Origin of the sequence: Williamsia deligens (assembly GCF_024171765.1) — a bacterium.
Lineage (GTDB): Bacteria > Actinomycetota > Actinomycetes > Mycobacteriales > Mycobacteriaceae > Williamsia_A > Williamsia_A deligens.
The window spans coordinates 1,932,172-1,949,833 of sequence record NZ_JAMTCI010000001.1; the positions used below are offsets into that span (position 1 = coordinate 1,932,172).

At 70.0% G+C, this 17,662-nt stretch carries 18 protein-coding genes; 9 read left to right on the plus strand and 9 right to left on the minus strand.

The window, feature by feature from the left end; all coding sequences use genetic code 11:
• Positions 1-34: 34 nt before the first annotated feature.
• The gene (locus LX14_RS09205; protein WP_253646914.1) at positions 35-1,051 is read right to left on the minus strand and encodes an ABC transporter substrate-binding protein; all 1,017 of its coding nucleotides are present in this window, start codon (positions 1,049-1,051) and stop codon (positions 35-37) included.
• Positions 1,052-1,155: 104 nt separating this feature from the next.
• Between LX14_RS09205 and panD the strand changes: the two genes are divergently transcribed.
• The 3 genes from panD (at position 1,156) to LX14_RS09220 (ending at position 4,592) form a co-directional block, all read left to right on the plus strand.
• On the plus strand, positions 1,156-1,602 hold the full coding sequence (gene panD, locus LX14_RS09210; RefSeq protein ID WP_253646915.1) for an aspartate 1-decarboxylase: 447 nt from the start codon (positions 1,156-1,158) through the stop codon (positions 1,600-1,602).
• Positions 1,599-2,933 carry a lysine N(6)-hydroxylase/L-ornithine N(5)-oxygenase family protein gene (locus LX14_RS09215; protein WP_253646916.1) on the plus strand — a complete coding sequence of 445 codons (1,335 nt, stop codon included), beginning with the start codon at positions 1,599-1,601 and terminating at the stop codon, positions 2,931-2,933. Before panD ends, LX14_RS09215 begins: the two co-directional genes overlap by 4 nt.
• 774 nt (positions 2,934-3,707) lie before the next feature.
• Positions 3,708-4,592 carry a polysaccharide deacetylase family protein gene (locus LX14_RS09220; RefSeq protein WP_253646917.1) on the plus strand — a complete coding sequence of 295 codons (885 nt, stop codon included), beginning with the start codon at positions 3,708-3,710 and terminating at the stop codon, positions 4,590-4,592.
• Between the two features lie 6 nt (positions 4,593-4,598).
• On the opposite strand, the gene LX14_RS09225 is transcribed toward LX14_RS09220, so the two are convergent.
• Complete coding sequence (locus LX14_RS09225) at positions 4,599-4,814, minus strand: hypothetical protein (RefSeq protein WP_253646918.1); 216 nt, start codon at positions 4,812-4,814, stop codon at positions 4,599-4,601.
• A gap of 86 nt (positions 4,815-4,900) precedes the next feature.
• On the opposite strand from LX14_RS09225, the gene LX14_RS09230 reads away from it, so the two are divergent.
• Complete coding sequence (locus tag LX14_RS09230) at positions 4,901-5,743, plus strand: S-methyl-5'-thioadenosine phosphorylase (RefSeq protein WP_372505294.1); 843 nt, start codon at positions 4,901-4,903, stop codon at positions 5,741-5,743.
• Positions 5,743-6,768 carry an NAD-dependent epimerase/dehydratase family protein gene (locus tag LX14_RS09235; protein WP_253646919.1) on the plus strand — a complete coding sequence of 342 codons (1,026 nt, stop codon included), beginning with the start codon at positions 5,743-5,745 and terminating at the stop codon, positions 6,766-6,768. The genes LX14_RS09230 and LX14_RS09235 overlap by 1 nt, the downstream gene beginning before the upstream one ends.
• A gap of 12 nt (positions 6,769-6,780) precedes the next feature.
• On the opposite strand, the gene LX14_RS09240 is transcribed toward LX14_RS09235, so the two are convergent.
• A complete protein-coding gene (locus LX14_RS09240; protein ID WP_253646920.1) occupies positions 6,781-8,175 on the minus strand; it encodes a hypothetical protein in 1,395 nt (464 codons plus the stop codon).
• Positions 8,176-8,304: 129 nt separating this feature from the next.
• Here LX14_RS09240 and LX14_RS09245 point away from each other — a divergent pair, with 129 nt between their 5' ends.
• Genes LX14_RS09245 through LX14_RS09260 form a run of 4 tightly spaced genes read left to right on the plus strand, consistent with a single transcriptional unit; the run spans position 8,305 to position 11,166 of the window.
• Complete coding sequence (locus LX14_RS09245) at positions 8,305-8,973, plus strand: glycosyltransferase family 2 protein (protein WP_253646921.1); 669 nt, start codon at positions 8,305-8,307, stop codon at positions 8,971-8,973.
• Entirely contained in the window at positions 8,970-9,647 is a 678-nt protein-coding gene (locus LX14_RS09250) for a TIGR04282 family arsenosugar biosynthesis glycosyltransferase (protein WP_253646922.1), read from the plus strand. The genes LX14_RS09245 and LX14_RS09250 overlap by 4 nt, the downstream gene beginning before the upstream one ends.
• Positions 9,644-10,333 carry a class I SAM-dependent methyltransferase gene (locus tag LX14_RS09255; protein WP_253646923.1) on the plus strand — a complete coding sequence of 230 codons (690 nt, stop codon included), beginning with the start codon at positions 9,644-9,646 and terminating at the stop codon, positions 10,331-10,333. The genes LX14_RS09250 and LX14_RS09255 overlap by 4 nt, the downstream gene beginning before the upstream one ends.
• 56 nt (positions 10,334-10,389) lie before the next feature.
• A complete protein-coding gene (locus LX14_RS09260) occupies positions 10,390-11,166 on the plus strand; it encodes an SDR family NAD(P)-dependent oxidoreductase (RefSeq protein WP_253646924.1) in 777 nt (258 codons plus the stop codon).
• 75 nt (positions 11,167-11,241) lie between these two features.
• Here the strand turns inward: LX14_RS09260 and LX14_RS09265 are convergent, their stop codons facing one another.
• The 6 genes from LX14_RS09265 to LX14_RS09290 form a co-directional block, all read right to left on the minus strand.
• On the minus strand, positions 11,242-11,631 hold the full coding sequence (locus tag LX14_RS09265; RefSeq protein WP_253646925.1) for a PPOX class F420-dependent oxidoreductase: 390 nt from the start codon (positions 11,629-11,631) through the stop codon (positions 11,242-11,244).
• A gap of 138 nt (positions 11,632-11,769) precedes the next feature.
• Positions 11,770-13,602, minus strand: a complete 1,833-nt coding sequence (locus tag LX14_RS09270) for an acyl-CoA dehydrogenase (protein WP_253646926.1) — start codon at positions 13,600-13,602, stop codon at positions 11,770-11,772.
• Between the two features lie 200 nt (positions 13,603-13,802).
• The gene (locus LX14_RS20945) at positions 13,803-14,384 is read right to left on the minus strand and encodes a NifU family protein (RefSeq protein WP_253646927.1); all 582 of its coding nucleotides are present in this window, start codon (positions 14,382-14,384) and stop codon (positions 13,803-13,805) included.
• The gene (gene feoB / locus LX14_RS09280; protein ID WP_253646928.1) at positions 14,381-16,345 is read right to left on the minus strand and encodes a ferrous iron transporter B; all 1,965 of its coding nucleotides are present in this window, start codon (positions 16,343-16,345) and stop codon (positions 14,381-14,383) included. The genes LX14_RS20945 and feoB overlap by 4 nt, the downstream gene beginning before the upstream one ends.
• Positions 16,342-16,671, minus strand: a complete 330-nt coding sequence (locus LX14_RS09285) for a FeoA family protein (protein WP_253646929.1) — start codon at positions 16,669-16,671, stop codon at positions 16,342-16,344. The genes feoB and LX14_RS09285 overlap by 4 nt, the downstream gene beginning before the upstream one ends.
• A gap of 104 nt (positions 16,672-16,775) precedes the next feature.
• On the minus strand, positions 16,776-17,552 hold the full coding sequence (locus LX14_RS09290; protein WP_253646930.1) for a deoxyribonuclease IV: 777 nt from the start codon (positions 17,550-17,552) through the stop codon (positions 16,776-16,778).
• Positions 17,553-17,662 lie beyond the last annotated feature (110 nt).

The following is a 17,662-nucleotide window of genomic DNA, read 5'->3' on the forward strand; positions in this document are numbered from 1 at the left end:
ACCGGCGCCCCTGCGCGGTTGTGGGTGGTGGGAGTCAGGCCATCGCGAGGTCTGCCACGGGCCGACCGGACAGTGCGTTCGACAGCTGCGGGACGAGGACGTCGAGCGCGTACATCAGCGCGTTCGGCCCGGTGTAGGCCAACGCGCCCGAGAGCGGCGAGTCGAATGTCGTGTACAGCGTGCGGTTCTCCCGCACCACCGCGAGACGACCGAACGCCGGCGACGCGAGCATCTGCTGCTTCGTCGCGCCGTTCACGAACAGCACGTCGCGGTCGAGCAGGGAGAGCTTCTCCTCCGACAGGTCGCCGACGGTGTCCTGGGCGCGGAAGCCCAACGCGTCGAACAGGGTTCGACGAGGATCGTTCGCGCCGATGAGGTAGTGGCCGCCGTTCTCCGGACCGAAGTCCTCCACGAGGGTCTTGCCGGCGAACTCGGGATGCGCCGCCTTCGCGGCGTCGATCTTGCCGCGCACCTGCGCGACCAGCGCCTGGGCCTGAGTGTCCTTGCCCAACGCCTTGCCGGTCAGGAGAAGCTGGGCGTCCCAGGGGGTCTCCTCGTCCTTGTACTGACCCGGCTGCACGACGGTGGGGGCGATCTGCGAGAGGCGGTCGTAGGTCTTGCGGTCGACCGTGTCGTAGATGTCGAGGATGAGGTCGGGCTTGGCGGCCGCGATCGCCTCGAAGTCGGCGCTGTCGCCCTGCATGGACGCCACACCCTTGCCGTTCGTCGCCGCCTTCACCCACGGCATGGAGTTGTAGGAGTCGTACCACGCGCGGGTGGTCACCGGTACCACGCCGAGTGCCAGCGCGAAGTCCTGGTCGTTGTAGCCGACCGTGACAACGCGTTTCGGGTTCTCGGGAACTGCGGTGCTGCCGAACTTGTGGTCGACGGTGACGGTCGGACCCGACGCCGAGCCGGCGGAATCCGACCCGCAGGCGGCGACGAGACCGACGCCGAGTGCGGCGACCGCGGCGACGACGCCGAGACGGAGCAGGCGGGGTGATCGGCGTCGACGTGAGGCCGACCGAGATGAGGCCAGGGGGTGTGACATGCGGGTTAGGGTACCATTACCTAATACGGACAACATAGGTTAGCCTGAGCTCAGTTCTGGACGTCCGCGTCCGCGGCGTCACGCGAATACGGAATGAGGGCTTCATGCGCCGAACCATGTTGGGCGGGAAGATACATCGGGCCACGGTGACCCAGGCCGACCTGCACTACGTCGGGTCGATCACCGTCGACACCGACCTGATGCAGGCCGCCGACATCGTCGACGGAGAGCAGGTCCAGGTCGTCGACATCAGCAACGGAGCCCGGCTGACGACCTACGTCATCCCCGGACCGTCGGGGTCCGGTGTCATCGGGATCAACGGCGCAGCAGCCCATCTCGTCGAACCGGGCGACCTCGTCATCATCATGTCGTTCCGGGAGGTCGAGGACACCGAACTCGCCGATCACGAGGCCCGCGTCGTGCACGTCGACGCGGACAACGCCATCGTGGCGCTCGGCACCGATCCCGCCGAGCCGGTCCCCGGATCGACGGACCAGTGGAGGTCCGACGTGGACCGTGTCGAGATGGCCGGACAGGCGGGCGTCCGATGACCCTCACCGACGACGAGATCGCCACCCGCCGGTCCCGGGACGACGAAGCCCTGCTGGACGTCGTGGGCGTGGGCTTCGGCCCGTCGAACCTGGGTCTGGCGATTGCCATCGAGGAGTACAACGCCGATCGTGACCCCGCGGCCCGCATCGACGCGGCGTTCGTCGAGTCGCAGGAGCAGTTCGGGTGGCACACCGGGATGCTCATCCCCGGGACCACGATGCAGATCTCGTTCCTCAAGGACCTCGCGACACAGCGCAACGTCCGCAGCCGCTACAGCTTCCTCAACTACCTGACCGCGCGGGGACGGCTGACCGAGTTCATCAACCACCAGACCTTCTTCCCCACCCGACTCGAGTTCCACGACTACCTCGCGTGGGCGGCGCACACCGTGGAGGCGCGCGTCGACTACGGCACACGGGCGGTCGCGATCCGCGAAGAGGGGGACCACCTCGTCGTGGAGACCGAGCAGCGTGGGCGTCGGTCGGCGCTGCGGGCCCGGTCGGTGGTCCTCGCCGGCGGGCTGCACCCCCACCTGCCCGCGGGGGTCGTCGAATCCCCCCGGCAGTTCCACAACCACCGACTGCTGGACCGCCTCACGCGACTACCCGAGCCGACCCACCAACGGTTCGTGGTGGTGGGGGCGGGCCAGAGTGCCGCCGAGGTGGTGGACCACCTGCACACCACCTTCCCTGCCGCGGAGGTGCACGGGGTGTTCGCGAAGTACGGGTACAGCCCCGCCGACGACAGCCCGTATGCCAACCGGGTCTTCGACCCGACGGCGGTCGACGACTTCTATGTCGCCGAGCCGGCCGTGCGTCGGCAACTGCTCGACTACCACCGGGGCACCAACTACTCGTGCGTCGACCTCCCCCTGATCGAGGAGCTCTACGCCCGGGAGTACGCCGAGCGCGTCGCCGATCGGCGACGACTGTTCTTCCGCGGCGCGTCCAGCGTCCGTGATGCCGAGGAGTTCGGCGACGCCCGGACCGGGGGAGTGCGCGTGTCGGTGGAGCACCACCCGACCCGCACCGTCGAGGAGCTGACCTGCGATGCCGTCGTCTACGCGACCGGGTTCACGCCGATGCCGCTCGACATCCTCGGCGACCTCGCCGCCGACGTCATCCGGGAGGTGCCCGGCTCGGAACGCCCCGCCGTCTCGCGTGACTACCGCCTGCGGACCCGACGCCCGCTGAGCGGTCCGGTGTTCCTCCAGGGCGGGGGCACCGAACACACCCATGGCCTCACCTCGTCGCTGCTGAGCAACATCGCCATCCGCAGCGGGGAGATCGTCGAGTCCATCGCGCGGGAGGTCGGCGTCCGGGCGGCCTGAGCGGGGACGCCGGGTCAGCGACGCGGTGCCGTGCGATCGCGCTCGACGGTCGTGAACCCCTCGACGGGGCGACCCTCGCGACGGGAGGCCCGGTTGCGCGTCTGCAGGTCGGACACGGCCGTACGCGTGACGGACCTGCTCCGCTTCGGCGGCGTAAGTCAGCGAGCGATCCGCCGAGAAACCCATGCTGGTGCCCACGTCGACCGCGTCCATGTTGGCGCCGAGGAAGACGAAGGTCCACCCGTACTGCTCCTCCTGCTGCCGGATGAGCGTGCGCACCGCCTCGACGGTCCACTCGCGACTGGAGTTCTCCATGCCGTCGGTCATCACCAGAACGGTGACCGCACCGGGCCGCTCGTCCTCGGGGCGAGCGGCGAGATCCGCGCCGATGTCCGTCACGAACCGGCCGATCGCGTCGAGCAGGGCGGTCATCCCGCGCGGCTCGAGCGACAGCGGTGGAACCTCGGCGATCGGCCGGTGCGTGTAGACCGACTCGTACTCGGTGTCGAACTGCGCCAACGACACCCGGGTCTCGACCTCGGCCTCACGCTCCCGCGCGATGAACGCGTCGAAGCCGCCACAGGTGTCGGCGACGATGGACTGCATCGAGCCCGACCGGTCGAGCAGGGAGAGATTCGCGTCGGTCATGGTGGGCTCCTCACGGTGGGGTGTCTGTCTGCGGATCACCGTACGGACGTCCACCGACAGGTTCGGTCGGTGACGAGACGTGCGGGACGAGACGTGGGTGGACGAGCGGTGGGCATGATGAACGGCATGGCACTGCCCACCCACGGTCGCTTCGACCACTCGGCCGTCACCGATCGCCCCGACTTCGACTGGCCGGGCGGTGCACGCCTGGCCGTCTACGTGGCGGTCAACTGCGAACACTTCGCGTACGACGACGGTGACACCGACCTCGGGTTCACCCCCGGCATGGACCAGCCGGACTCCTACAACTACGGCTGGCGGGAGTACGGGAACCGGGTCGGTGCGTTCCGCATCGCGGAGACCCTCGACCGCGTCGGCATCCGGCCGACGGCGCTGGTCAACTCCGAGATCTACGAGCACGCGCCGGCCGTGCCCGCGGCCTATCACGCACTGGGTGCGGAGTTCGTGGCGCACGGTCGGACCAACTCGGCCACGCCCAACTCCCTGACCGGTGACGCCGAACGAGACACCATCGATCAGGTCCACCGCGCCATCACCGATGCGGAGGGCACGCCCCCGCGCGGGTGGATGAGCCCGGGCGCTGCACCCAGTCGGATCACCGAAGACCTCCTCGCCGAGCGCGGGTTCACCTACACCCTGGACTGGCCGATCGACGACCAACCGGTGTGGATGAGCACCGCGTCCGGGCCGCTGCTGTCGGTGCCGTATCCGCACGAGGTGAACGACCTGCCCGTCTTCGTCCACCACCACCAGACGGCGGAGACGTTCGCGTCGATGATCACCGACTCCTTCGACGAGATGCTCGAGAACTCCCGCCGCCAGCCGCTGGTGCTGTCGATCTCGCTGCACACGTTCCTCGCCGGTCAGCCCTACCGACTGCGCCGGGTCCGCGCAGCGCTCGAGCATCTCCGTGCCCACGCCGACGGGGTCTGGTTCACCACCCCCGGTGACATCGCCGACCACTACGCGAGCGTCGTCCCTCGCCCGTGAGGTGAGTCAGGGGATCCCGATGTCCTCGATCCGTCCGGCCGCCGCGCGCTCGTCGTCGCTCAGGGTGTCCGGGTCGACCAGTCGTGTCCGCTCCCACCGCTTGTGCACCGGACAGCGCTGAAACCGGGAGGTCCCCAGGCGTGCGGCCGTGAACGAGACCATGGGGATCCAGATGGAGGAGTAGAGCGCACCGGACTGACACCGGACGATCGAACGGTTCACCTCGCCGATCATTCGCCGTGCGAACGGACCGCGCAACCCCTCGGCGACGGCGTCCGATGCGACCCCGACCACCTAGTGTTGGCGCGGTGAGCAGTGCATCCCCCAGCGCCGACACCCCGACCATCGGGGTCATCGGCGGTACCGGCTTCTACTCCTTCTTCGACGACGAGGCGCGCGATGTCGTCGTCGACACCCCGTTCGGCGCCCCGAGCGCACCGATCTCCGTCGGCACGGTGAACGGGGTGAGCGTGGCGTTCGTCCCCCGACACGGCCGCGACCACGAGTACCCGCCGCATCGGGTCCCGTACCGCGCCACCATGTGGGCGCTGCGGTCGCTGGGGGTGCGCCGCATCCTCGCGCCGTGCGCGGTGGGGAGTCTCGTGGCCGACCTCGGCCCGGGCACCGTCGTCGTGCCCGACCAGCTCGTCGACCGCACGTCCGGTCGTGAGCACACCGTGTTCGACTCCACCGCCGTCCATGTCAGCTTCGCCGACCCGTACTGCCCGGTCCTGCGCCGTCACGCCCGGGACGCTGCTCAGGCGGCCCCCGCGCAACCGCCGGTGGTCGACGGCGGGACGATGGTCGTCGTGGAGGGCCCGCGCTTCTCGACGCGCGCGGAGAGCCGCTGGTACGCGGCGCAGGGGTGGACGCTTGTCAACATGACGGGCCACCCGGAGGCTGTCCTCGCCCGCGAGCTCCAGATGTGTTACGCGGCAATCGCCCTCGTCACCGACCTCGACGCCGGCGTGGCCGAGGGTGAGGGTGTCGCCGAGGCGGACGTCTACGCGGTCTTCGAGCGCAGCCTACAGATGCTCAAGGGCCTGTTGTCGCACGCCGTCGCCCTCGTCGACACCGACACCGCAGCCGCCGAGTGTGACTGCGCCGCCGGCGGACACGATCTCGACGCCCTGATGGCGGGGTCCCGCTGATGAAGGTGTTGCTCACGGGCGCAGCCGGTTTCATCGGAACCGCCATCCGACGTCAGCTCGTCGACCGCGAGCACGAGGTCGTCTGCGTCGACGGGATGATCCCCGCCGCCCACGGGCCGGACGCGATCGCGCCGGACGGTGTGCGGGTCGAACAGCTGCGGGACACCGACATCGACGCCCTTCTCGACGGCGTGGACGTCGTCTGTCATCAGGCCGCGCGGGTCGGCGCCGGCGTCGACGCGAACGACGCGCCCGACTACGCCGCCGACAACGATCTCGTCACCGCGCGGCTGCTGGCCGCGATGTACCGCCGTGGCGTCACCCGACTGGTGTTCGCATCGTCGATGGTCGTCTACGGCGACGGGACCTACGTCGACGTGACGGGGACGGTCGTGGATCCGCCGGAGCGGACCCGAGAGGCGTTGGACGACGGTCGGTTCGAGCGCTACCTCGACGACGGCGCGGTCGCCCGGTGGGCACTCACGCCCGAGGATGCGTCGCTGCTGCCGCGGAGCTACTACGCCGCGAGCAAGGCCGCGCAGGAGGGCTTCGCCAAGGCGTGGACCCTGGAGACCGGCGGATCGGTCACGGCTCTGCGCTATCACAACGTCTACGGACCCCACATGCCCAAGGACACCCCGTACGCCGGTGTCGCGGCGATCTTCCGGTCGCAGCTCGAGGCGGGGACGGCGCCGACGGTGTTCGAGGACGGCGGTCAGATGCGGGACTTCGTCCACGTCGACGACATCGCCCGCGCGAACGTCGCCGCGCTGGAGAACACCCCGGAGGGATTCGTCCCGCTGAATGTCTGTTCAGGGCAGCCGATCTCGATCGGCGAGGTGGCCGCGGCACTCAGCCGGACGGTCGGTGGCGCGGAGCCGGTCACCACCGGTCGCTACCGGCCCGGCGACGTCCGGCACATCGTCGCCGACCCGAGGCGCGCCCGGGAGGTGCTGGGATTCGAGGCCCGGATCATGCCCGCCGACGGTCTCGCCGAGTTCGCCACTGCGCCCCTGCGGGACTGAGCGCGCCCGTCGTCACCAGTGCGTGCGCACGATGCTGTTGATGAGCAGCGCCGTGAGCACCTGCGCGGCGAGCCAGAAACGCTGGTGGCGTGGGGGGAGCAGTGCGGTGGTGGTGATGATCCACGCACCGAACGGCAGCCAGATGCGTTCGGTCTCGGCCTTGCTCAGTCCGCTGAGGTCGGCGAACACCATCGCGAGGAGTCCCGCCAGCCCGAGGACGACGACGGCTTCGCGCCGCCGGATGGGCCGCACCCGCAGTGCCCGTCCGAGTCCGACGACCGCGGCGGGACCGACCGCGCACATCGACGCCGCGAAGTTCGCCCAGACCCAGTACGAGTAGGGCCGCTTGCTCGCGATGCCCTGGTAGTACCGCTCGTAGACCAGGTGATAGCCGTCGAGCCACCAGAACCCGGCGAGCGCGAACCCACCGACCACCACGAGCGCGGCGGGGATGGCCCACAGCAGGGGCCTCCACCGACGGGCGACGATCAACGCGCCGAGGGCGATGACGCCCATCAGTGTCAGCCCGTAGTTGCAGAAGATGCCCCACGCGAGCAGTGCGCCGGCGCCGATCCCGGTGATCGCGCGGACACGGGGCGACAGCGTCGTGGCGGACAGGGCGAGCAGGGCGATTCCCCAGGCGACGGCACCGAGGAAGTAGCCGTCGGCGGAGACACCGATCCACACCGCGGCCGGTGTGACGGCGGCGAACGGGGCGATGCGTCGAGCGGTGGACTCGCCACCGAGAGCGCGCACCGCGACGAGGATCGCCACCGCCGCGCTGGTCCCGACGACGATGCAGAACACCCCGGCGCGTGTCCCGCTGCCGAGTCCGACCCTGTCGAGGAGCACGAAGCTGAGCAGCGCCCCCGCGGGATGCCCGGACACGTGCGTGGGCCACGAGTTCGGCTGGAAATCGAGGATGCGCGAGTCGAACGTCGACAGCATGCGACCGATGCCGGTGACGCCGCGCGCGGTGGGCAGGTACTCGTCGGGACGGTCGAGCTGGACGGAGACGCCCCGGGTCCAACCGTCGATGAGTGCCAGGCTCAGCGTCCAGGCGAGCGTGACAAGCCAGGTCACGCCCAGCAGCGGCGCCCAGCGCAGCGTCCGCGCCGCCCACGGCCCGACGACGATCACCAGCAGACCGATCGCGACGGCCACCGCGGTGCTGTAGTTGCCGTGCGGGTCGACGTTGCCGAACAGCGGCGGCGCGAGCACGAAGATGTTCAGCTTCAGCTCCGGCGACCCGTAGAACGGCACCAGGATCGCCGTCACCAGCAGGGCGGCCGCGACCAGGATCGCCGCGGTGTCGCGGACCCACCTCGGATCGCCCACAGCGGACGCCCCGGTCGGTGTGTCCGGGATGTCTGATCCGTGCTCTGCGTCGATCTGCGCGCTGGTCACGGGCACCACGGTAGGCACCGGTCGCGGGGACGATCTCCCCGGCCGCTCTGCGATCACGACGGGGCCCGCCCCGCTAGGGTTCGGTGATGACCACCACGCCCCGCCCCCGTCGAGGAGTGCACGACACCCGTGGCTGACCACACCCCTGCCGACGGCGTCACCGTGGTGATCCCGTGTCGCGACGAGGCCGACGCGTTGCCCGATGTGCTCGCGCGCATTCCTGACGGCTTCCGCGCGCTCGTCGTCGACAACGGCAGCAGCGACGGCACCGCGGAGGTCGCGCGCGCCCATGGCGCGACCGTCGTCGAGGAGATGGTCCCGGGGTACGGCAGTGCCGTCGACGCCGGCGTCCGCGCCGCGTCGGACGACATCGTCTGCACGATCGACGGTGACGGGTCGATGGACCCCGCCGAACTCGTCGGCCTCGTCGACGCCGTCCGCGGTGGCGCCGACCTCGCCGTGGGGCGCCGTCGACCCGCGCAGCGTGGTGTGTGGCCTCTGCACTCCCGCATCGGCACCTCGCTGGTCGCCCGCCGCGTCCGCCGCCTGCACGGCATCGACGTCCATGACATCGGTCCGATGCGCGCCGCGCGTCGCGAGCGGCTCCTCGAGCTGTCCGTCCAGGACATGCGGTTCGGCTATCCCGTGGAACTGCTCGTCCGCGCCGGGCGGGCCGGGTGGACGGTCGTCGAGCGCGACGTCGTCTACAGCCCCCGGGCTGCGGGGGAGTCGAAGGTGTCGGGCTCGGTGATGGGCTCGGTACGCGCGACCCGCGACTTCCTGGTGGCGCTGCGATGACCGCGCGGGTGGTGCTGGTGGTGGCGAAGGCGCCCGTCCCGGGCCTGGTCAAGACGCGGTTGACGGCGCAGTTCAGCGCGCAGGACGCCGCGCGGTTCGCGTCGGCCGCACTGCTCGACACCCTCGACACGGCGCTGTCGGTGCCGGACGCGACCGTCGTGGTGTCGCTGGCCGGTGTGATCGACGACGCGATCGGTCCCGACGATCTGCGCGGGCGCCTGTCTCGAACCACCGTGATGGATCAACACGGCGACACCCTCGGCGACCGCCTGGACCGCGCGCATCGCGACGCCCTCGCGGTCGCGGGCGGGCACGCGGTGGTGATGCAGGTCGGCATGGACACCCCGCAGCTCACCGTCGACCACCTCACCTCCGGGCTGGACGCGTCCGCGGACGGCGGCGCGGCCCTCGGGCACGCGACCGACGGCGGCTGGTGGGGCCTGGCGCTGCACGACGCCGTCGGTGCGTCGACGTTGCCGTCGGTCCCGATGTCGCGGGAGGACACCGGTGCGCGCACCGAGGAAGCACTCCGCGCGGCGGGCCTGTCGGTGACGCACCTGCCGGTCCTCTCCGACGTCGACCACCCAGCCGACGTCGCCGCCGTGGCGGCTGCGTGCGCGCCGTCGAGTGCCTTCGCCGAGCTCGCGACCCGACTCGTACCGGCGGGCCGATGAGCGCCCCCGAAGGCGTCGGACGCGGCGACGTCGACACCGACGACCTGCCCCACTTCGACGATGCGTTCCTCGACGCGGTGCGCGGCCAGAACAGCTGGCTGCGACTCTCCGACGGCACCCGGACCCGTCTTCCGGTGACGCGCTGGTTGGGCACGAGCGGTGAACGCGACGACGCCGCGTTCGACCGTCACGTCGCCGGCCTGTGCAGCGGTCCCACGGTCGACCTGGGGTGCGGCCCCGGGCGCCTGGTGACCGAGCTCGCCGACCACGGGGTGTGCGCCCTCGGCGTCGACCGCAGCGCGCGCGCCGTCGACATGACGCGGCGTCGCGGCGGGATCGCCATGCAGCGCAGCATCTTCGACGATCTGCCCGCCGAGGGCGAGTGGTCGCACGCACTTCTCATCGACGGCAACGTCGGCATCGGGGGAGATCCGTTCGAGACCGTCGCCCGTGCCGCCCGGCTGATCCATCCCGGTGGCACCGTGGTCGTGGAACTCGAGGCCGGGGTGCACGGTGTCTGGACCGGGACGGTCCGCGTCGAGTCCCGATCGGTGATCGGGCCGTGGTTCCCGTGGGCACGTGCGGGAGTCGGCGCCGCGCGGGAGCTCTCGGACCGGACCGGGCTGCGCCTGGGGACCGCCCACGTCATCTCCGGTCGCCACCTGCTCGAGCTGCATCGACCCTGAATCGGCGTCCGGCGGTACCGACCGATCACTCGGTTGCGCGGTTGTAGGCTGCGACCGTGGACATCACCGGAGCAAGTGCAATCGTCACAGGGGCCGCGTCGGGAATCGGCGCCGCCGTCGCCCGCCAGCTGGCGGCCAAGGGAGCCAAGGTCGTCGTCGCCGACCTGCAGGAGGACAAGGGGACCGAGCTCGCGACCGAGATCGGCGGCGCGTTCGTCAAGGTCGACGTCACCGACACCGCGCAGATCACCGCCGCCGTGGACAAGGCCCTCGAGCTGGGCCCGCTGCGCGTGCTGGTGAACTCCGCCGGCATCGGGTCGGCGCAGCGCACCATCGGTCGCGACGGCTCCTACGACTCGGCGTTCAACCTGGACGTCTACAAGAAGGTCATCGCGATCAACCTGATCGGCACCTTCGACGCGATCCGCCTGGCCGCCACCGCGATGAGCCGCGGCGAGGAGACCGACACCGGCGAGAAGGGCGCGATCGTCAACATGGCGAGCGTCGCCGCGTTCGACGGGCAGATCGGTCAGGTCGCGTACTCGTCGTCGAAGGGTGGCGTCGTCGGCATGACCCTGCCGGTCGCCCGTGACCTCGCCGCCGCCAAGATCCGCGTCAACACCGTCGCGCCCGGCCTCATCGACACCCCCATCTACGGCGAGGGTGAGGAGTCGGAGAAGTTCAAGGCGCACCTGGGCCAGAGCGTGCTGTTCCCGAACCGCCTCGGACAGCCCGACGAGCTCGCGTCGATGGTCATCGAGCTGGTCACCAACTCGTACATGAACGCCGAGGTCGTCCGCGTCGACGGTGGCATCCGGATGCCGCCGAAGTAGGCGACACCCACCTCCCGCTACCGAACCCGCCTCTCGCGACCACTGCCACGGTCGCGGGAGGCGGGTTCGGTCGCGTCAGCGGACGGTGCGTGCGGACACGGCCAGATCGTGGGCCTCGGTGTCCGGCTCGTCGATGCCGAAGCTGATGACCCTGCGTGGGTGTATGCGGATGACCGGAGTCGGACCGTCGATCGCCTCCGCGGTGCCGCGGACCTCGACGCAGCGCACCCGCCACGGCGAGACCGATGCGATGTCGTCGACGACGAAGGCGACCCGCCCGTTGTCGCGGATGTTGCGGAACTTCTGACTCGACTCGAGGTGGTACCCGACGATCTCGATGGTGCCGTCGTCCTCGACTCGAAAACCCACCGGGCTCGCCTGCAGCGTGCCCGAGGGTTGCACCGTCGCCATCCGGCCGAGGCGTTGGCTGCGCAAGTAGGCGAGTTCGCTTGTTGTGAAGGTCATGTCGACACCATCGGACTTCGAGTGCGCTCGAGGTCAAGTGGTGGTGGGGCGGTATGTACCTCCCGCTACCCAAAACGCCTCCCGCGACCGTGATTCCGGTCGCGGGAGGCGTTTCTGGTCGCGGGAGGTGCGAAACCGTCAGAACGCGGCTTCGTCGAGCTCCATCGCATCGTTGTCGATGTTCTCGATGACGGTGCGGGTCGAGGTGAGCAGCGGCAGCATGTTCTTGGCGAAGAACGACGCGACGCCGATCTTGCCCTCGTAGAACGACTTGTCCGCACCCGAGGCGCCGCCGTCGAGCGCGGCGATGGCGATCTCGGCCTGGCGCAGCAGCAACCAGCCGATCATCAGGTCGCCGACCGACATGAGGAAGCGCACCGAGCCGAGACCCACCTTGTACAGCTCGGCGGAGTTCTCCTGCGCGCCCATGAGGAAGCCGGTCAGCGTGGCCGCCATGCCCTGCACGTCGTCGAGAGCGGTCTTGAGCAGCTGGCGCTCGGTCTTGAGGCGACCGTTGCCCGCCTCCGACTCGATGAACGAGCTGATCTGGCCGGACACGTGCGCGAGCGCCTGGCCCTTGTCGCGGATGATCTTCCGGAAGAAGAAGTCCTGCGCCTGGATGGCCGTGGTGCCCTCGTACAGGGTGTCGATCTTCGAGTCACGGATGTACTGCTCGATCGGGTAGTCCTGCAGGAAGCCCGAGCCGCCGAGGGTCTGGAGGGACTCGGTCAGCGTGCCGTAGGCGCGCTCGGAGCCGACACCCTTGACGATCGGGAGCAGCAGGTCGTTGACCTTGAACGCCATCTCCTTGTCGGCGCCGGAGACGATGCGCGCGGCGGCCTCGTCCTGGTGCGACGCGGTGTAGAGGTAGATCGCGCGCAGGCCCTCGGCGTACGCCTTCTGCGTGAGCAGTGCGCGACGCACGTCGGGGTGGTGGGTGATGGTGACGCGCGGTGCGGTCTTGTCCGTCATCTGCGTCATGTCGGCGCCCTGCACACGCTGCTTGGCGTAGTCGAGTGCGGTGAGGTAACCGGCCGACAGCGTGGCGATGGCCTTGGTGCCCACCATCATCCGGGCGTGCTCGATGACGTCGAACATCTGCGCGATGCCGTCGTGGACCTCGCCGACGAGCCAGCCCTTGGCCGGGATGCCGTGCTGGCCGAAGGTGACCTCACAGGTCGCGGAGACCTTGAGGCCCATCTTGTGCTCGACGTTGGTGACGAAGACACCGTTGCGCTCGCCGAGCTCACCGGTCTCGTGGTCGAAGTGGAACTTCGGCACGAAGAACAGCGACAGGCCCTTGGTGCCGGGGCGCGCGCCCTCGGGGCGGGCCAGCACCAGGTGGAAGATGTTCTCGGTCATGTCCTGGTCGGCGGAGGTGATGAACCGCTTCACGCCGTCGATGTGCCAGGTGCCGTCGTCCTGCTGGACCGCCTTGGTGCGGGCGGCGCCGACGTCGGAGCCGGCGTCGGGCTCGGTGAGGACCATGGTGGCGCCCCAGCCGCGCTCGGCGCAGATCTCCGCCCACTTCTTCTGCTCGTCGGTGCCGTTGTTCCAGAAGATCTCGGAGAAGCCGGTGCCGGCGCCGTACATGAACAGCGCGGGGTTGGCGCCCAGGATCATCTCGCTGATGGCCCAGAACAGGGTGCGCGGGGCGGGCATGCCACCGAGCTCCTCGACGATGCCGACCTTGTCCCAGCCGGCGTCCATGAACGCCTTGTAGGACTTCTTGAACGACTCGGGCAGCGTGACCGTGTGGTTCTCGGGGTCGAAGACCGGCGGGTTGCGGTCGGAATCGGCGAACGACTCGGCGATGGGGCCCTCGGCGAGGGTCCGCACCTCCTTGAGCATGTCGATCGCCGTCTCGCGGTCCAGGTCACCGAAGTCGCCACTGGCGAAGACCTCGTCGAGCTTGAACAGCTCGAAGAGGTTGAACTCGAGGTCGCGCAGGTTGCTCTTGTAATGGCCCATGACTGTTCCTTTGTCGCCGGGGTGGTGTCGAGCGGGGTGAGGACCTGCCGCGGACCGTCGTTGTTGGCCGCCCGGTAAGTTACTCACGGGTAATAAGACGAATATACCTGCTGTGCGGTCCGACGAACAACCATCGGTTTTCGACGTGTGACCTGCGCCGCATCGCCCCGGCGATGTGGTGTGGGAGCCCCGGTGACGGGTCAGCTGCGGGTCGGCAGGAGACGCAGCAGCCGAGGGCGCGCGGGGGCCGCGTCCGCGGTACGCACCTCACGGAGGAACGGGGCCCGTGCCCGCACCGCCTCCGCGAAGCGGTCGGTCAGGGTGACGTCGGCCGCGGGGCAGTGCGAACACGCGCCGTCCAGGGCCACGGTGATCACGCCGTCGCTCGCGTCGACGACGGTGAGCGCCCCGCCGTGCGTGGCGATGAACGCGCCGACGTCGCCGGCGAGAACCGCCTCGGCGGCGGCGCGCAGCACGTCGTCGGGAGTCGAGTCCTGCGCCGGACCCCACGCCGACGGATCGGCGAGATCCGCCGAGAGAGCGGCACGGATGCGGGTCCCCTCCGACCGCCAGGTGTGGCCGGGGGTGAGCGTGACGAGCACGGCGGCCGGTTCCACGACGACGGACGAGACGACCGCGGCGTCGATCAGCGCGGCGAGCTGCGGGGGAGCGACGCCGAGCGGTCCCACGAAGGGCAGCGACCCGGCGGGCACGATCCACCGGACGGTGTCGGGCCTGTCGGCCACCGCCTCCGGGTGCACGGGGACACCGGCGGCGCTCACACGACCGCCGCGACGACGGTCCGCGCGAGGAACGCCATGCCCCAGGCGAGGACGAACAGGTAGCCGAAGGCGAGCGCGGGCCACCGCCAGGACCCGGACTCGCGCCGCAACACCGCGATCGTCGACATGCACTGCAGCGCGTAGAGGAAGAACACGAGCAGCGCCGTGATCGTGGGAGCGGTGAAGAGTGGTTGACCGGCCCGGGGACCGTCGGAGACCCTCAGCGACTTCAGGGCCTGGGCGGGGTCGTCGGGGTCGGTGGCCGCGGCAACCTGGCCCAGCGTCGCGACGAACGTCTCGCGGGCCGAGAGCGACGCCAGCACACCGACGTTGATCCGCCAGTCGAACCCGAGCGGCTCGAACACCGGCTCGATGAACCGGCCGACGGAGGCCGCGGCGCTGTGGTCGATGACGTACGCCGACGTCGCGGTGTTGTCGGCGGGGTCGATCCCGGCGGCGCGGAAGTCGGCGTCGGACCGCGTGGGCAGGTTGAGCAGCAGCCAGAGCGCCACGGTCGTCAGGAAGATGATGACGAAGACCTTGCGCACGAAGCCCTTGCAGGCGTCGAACACGCTGAGCAGCACCGACCGCACCGACGGGAGCCGGTAGGGCGGCATCTCCATGTAGAAGGGCAACAGGGGACCGGCGCCCGGACGGAACTTGCTGAAGGCCCAGGCACTGGCCATCGCCGACACCGCTCCACCGAGGTACAGCGCGAACATGACGACGCCCTGCGCACCGAACGGTCCGACGTGGGCGTCGCGGCTGACGAGGAGTCCGACCAGCAGCACGTAGACGGTGAGTCGGGCGGAGCAGGTCATCAGCGGCGCCGACATCATCGTCGCGATGCGGTCCCGCATCGACGGCAACGTGCGGGTGGCCATGATCCCGGGGATCGCGCACGCCAGCGACGAGAGCAGTGCGACGAACGCCCTGCCCTCGAGGCCCGCCGTCGACATCACCTTGTCCATGAGGAACGCGGCACGGGCCATGTACCCGACACCCTCGAGCAGGGCGATGAGGATGAACAGCAGGGCGATCTGCGGGAGGAAGACCAGCACCGACCCCACGCCGCCGAGGATCGCGTCGGACAGGAAGCTGGACAACCAGCCGATGGTCACGTGCTGCTGTACCTGGTCGCCGAGGTAGGTGAAGAACGCCTGCACCTGATCCTGCAGCGGGGTGGCGACGGTGAAGATGATCTGGAAGAACGCGAACATCGTCACGAAGAAGACGAGGGTGCCCCACACGGGGTGCAGCAGGACCGCGTCGATCCGCCGGGTGCGGCGATCGAGCTCGGGCACCCGGTAGGACGCGCTCGTCAGCACCGACTCGATCCACGTGCCGACCTCGTCGACCGCGGTGGGCGGGTCCACGACCGGGGTCGACCAGGACGCGGGGTCCGCAGCGAGTTCCCGCAGGGGTCCGAGCTGCGATCGCCGGCCACCAGTCACCGCGACGACCGGGACGCCGAGCGCGCGGGACAGTGCGCCGATGTCGATCGACCCCTGGCGGCGGATGAGCTCGTCGGTGAATGTCAGGACGACGCACGTCGGCAGTCCCGTGCCCACCACCTGCGCGAACATCGCCAGCGAGCGGCGCAGTGTGGTGGCGTCGAGGGTGACGACGACGGCGTCGGGGGTGTCGGTGGCGAGGTGGTCGCGGTCGAGGACGTCGGCGACGATCTGCTCGTCGGGGCTGATCGGGTCGAGGCTGTACGTCCCCGGGAGGTCTTCGAGGACCACCGTGTCGCGGGCCGCGCCGGGGATGTCGTCGAGAGCGACGCGTCCCTCGTATCGGGCGACGGTGACGCCGGGGTAGTTGCCGGTCTTGGCCCGCAGACCGGTCAGGGCGTTGAAGAGGGTCGTTTTGCCCGAGTTGGGACTGCCGACCAGGGCGAGGCGTGCGGTGTCCGTGGGAGCGCCCGCAGTTGCGGGGCCGCCGTGGGGACCGCAGCTCACCGGTGTGCGGGGCCTGCGGTGCGGTCGACCTTGATGCAGCGGGCCTGGCCGCGGCGCAGCGCGATCTCGTACCCGGCGACGCGGACCACGACAGGTCCGCCCATCGGCGCGCGACGCACGACGGCGATCTCGGCGCCGGGGATGAACCCCAGGTCGAAGTAGCGGCGGGCGGTGGCGGGGTCTGCGGCCTCGCACAGGCGGGCCACCACCGCGTGGGAGCCGGGACGCAGGTCGGCGACGGTGTCCTCGACCGCGGTGTCGGGTGCCGCGGTGGTGGGCAGGGAGCCCACGACACGCGAACCGAGACGCTCGGTCATCACCGACATGCCCATCTCCTCGCCGCATCCGGCAGGTCAGCCCTGCCTCACCTATCTGACTGAGGCGAGCATAACCACACCCTGCCGATCCCCGCTACGTCCGATTTGCCAGCTCAGAGGGCTTCGCGCAGGTACGCCAGATCGTCGGCCATGCCCTCGCCGGGGGTCTCGAGGATCACGGGCGCCCCAGCTGTACGGATGACCTCGACGAGGACCTCGTTGTCGATCTCGCCGTCGGCGAGGTTGGCGTGGCGGTCGCGGCCCGAGTCGAACTCGTCGCGGGAGTTGTTCAGGTGCACCAGGTCGATACGGCCGGTGATGTCCTTGACCCGCTCGACGATGCCGACGAGGTCCTCGCCGCCCGCCCAGGCGTGACACGTGTCGAGGCAGAAACCCGCGTCGTCGAAGTCGCCGACCTGCTCCCACAACCGCTCGATGGCGTCGAGGTGGCGGGCCATGGCGTTGTCCCCGCCTGCGGTGTTCTCGATGAAGATGGGGACGGCGAACCCGCCCTTGTCGGCCTGACGCTCGAACAGCTTGCGCCAGTTGACGAATCCCTCGCCCGCGTCCTCGCCGTCACGGAGGTGCCCGCCGTGGACCACGAGGCCGATCGCGCCGAGGTCGGCGGCCGCCTTCGCCTGCTGTTCGACGGCCTTGCGCGACGGCATCCGCAGCCGGTTGTTCAGGCTGGCGACGTTGATGATGTACGACGAGTGGACGACCACGTCGATCGGCGACGAGCGGATCCGCTCGGCGTCGGGATGGTCCTTCGGCGCCGGCATCTTCCGGTCCTGCGGGTCCACCACGAACATCTGGAGCAGGTCGGCCCCGAGGTCCTCCGCGGCCCCGATCGGATCGTCGTCACTGCGCACGTGCGCTCCCAATCGCATGGGTCAGACACTAGTCCGACGGGGTTGCCGGAACGGGTGACAGCCGTCCGGGACGGGGACACTATGGACGGTGTCCGCGCAGGTGCGCGGCACCGGCGACGGGGGTTTCG

Excerpts from the sequence above, each read along its gene's own strand:
- LX14_RS09215 (WP_253646916.1), top strand. The coding sequence starts at position 1,599 with ATGACCCTCACCGACGACGAGATCGCCACCCGCCGGTCCCGGGACGAC.
- LX14_RS09250 (WP_253646922.1), top strand. The coding sequence starts at position 8,970 with ATGACCGCGCGGGTGGTGCTGGTGGTGGCGAAGGCGCCCGTCCCGGGC.
- LX14_RS09220 (WP_253646917.1), top strand. The coding sequence starts at position 3,708 with ATGGCACTGCCCACCCACGGTCGCTTCGACCACTCGGCCGTCACCGAT.
- LX14_RS09235 (WP_253646919.1), top strand. The coding sequence starts at position 5,743 with ATGAAGGTGTTGCTCACGGGCGCAGCCGGTTTCATCGGAACCGCCATC.
- LX14_RS09205 (WP_253646914.1), bottom strand. The coding sequence starts at position 1,051 with ATGTCACACCCCCTGGCCTCATCTCGGTCGGCCTCACGTCGACGCCGA.
- panD (WP_253646915.1), top strand. The coding sequence starts at position 1,156 with ATGCGCCGAACCATGTTGGGCGGGAAGATACATCGGGCCACGGTGACC.
- LX14_RS09265 (WP_253646925.1), bottom strand. The coding sequence starts at position 11,631 with ATGACCTTCACAACAAGCGAACTCGCCTACTTGCGCAGCCAACGCCTC.
- LX14_RS09270 (WP_253646926.1), bottom strand. The coding sequence starts at position 13,602 with ATGGGCCATTACAAGAGCAACCTGCGCGACCTCGAGTTCAACCTCTTC.
- LX14_RS09290 (WP_253646930.1), bottom strand. The coding sequence starts at position 17,552 with ATGCGATTGGGAGCGCACGTGCGCAGTGACGACGATCCGATCGGGGCC.
- LX14_RS09255 (WP_253646923.1), top strand. The coding sequence starts at position 9,644 with ATGAGCGCCCCCGAAGGCGTCGGACGCGGCGACGTCGACACCGACGAC.
- LX14_RS09285 (WP_253646929.1), bottom strand. The coding sequence starts at position 16,671 with ATGTCGGTGATGACCGAGCGTCTCGGTTCGCGTGTCGTGGGCTCCCTG.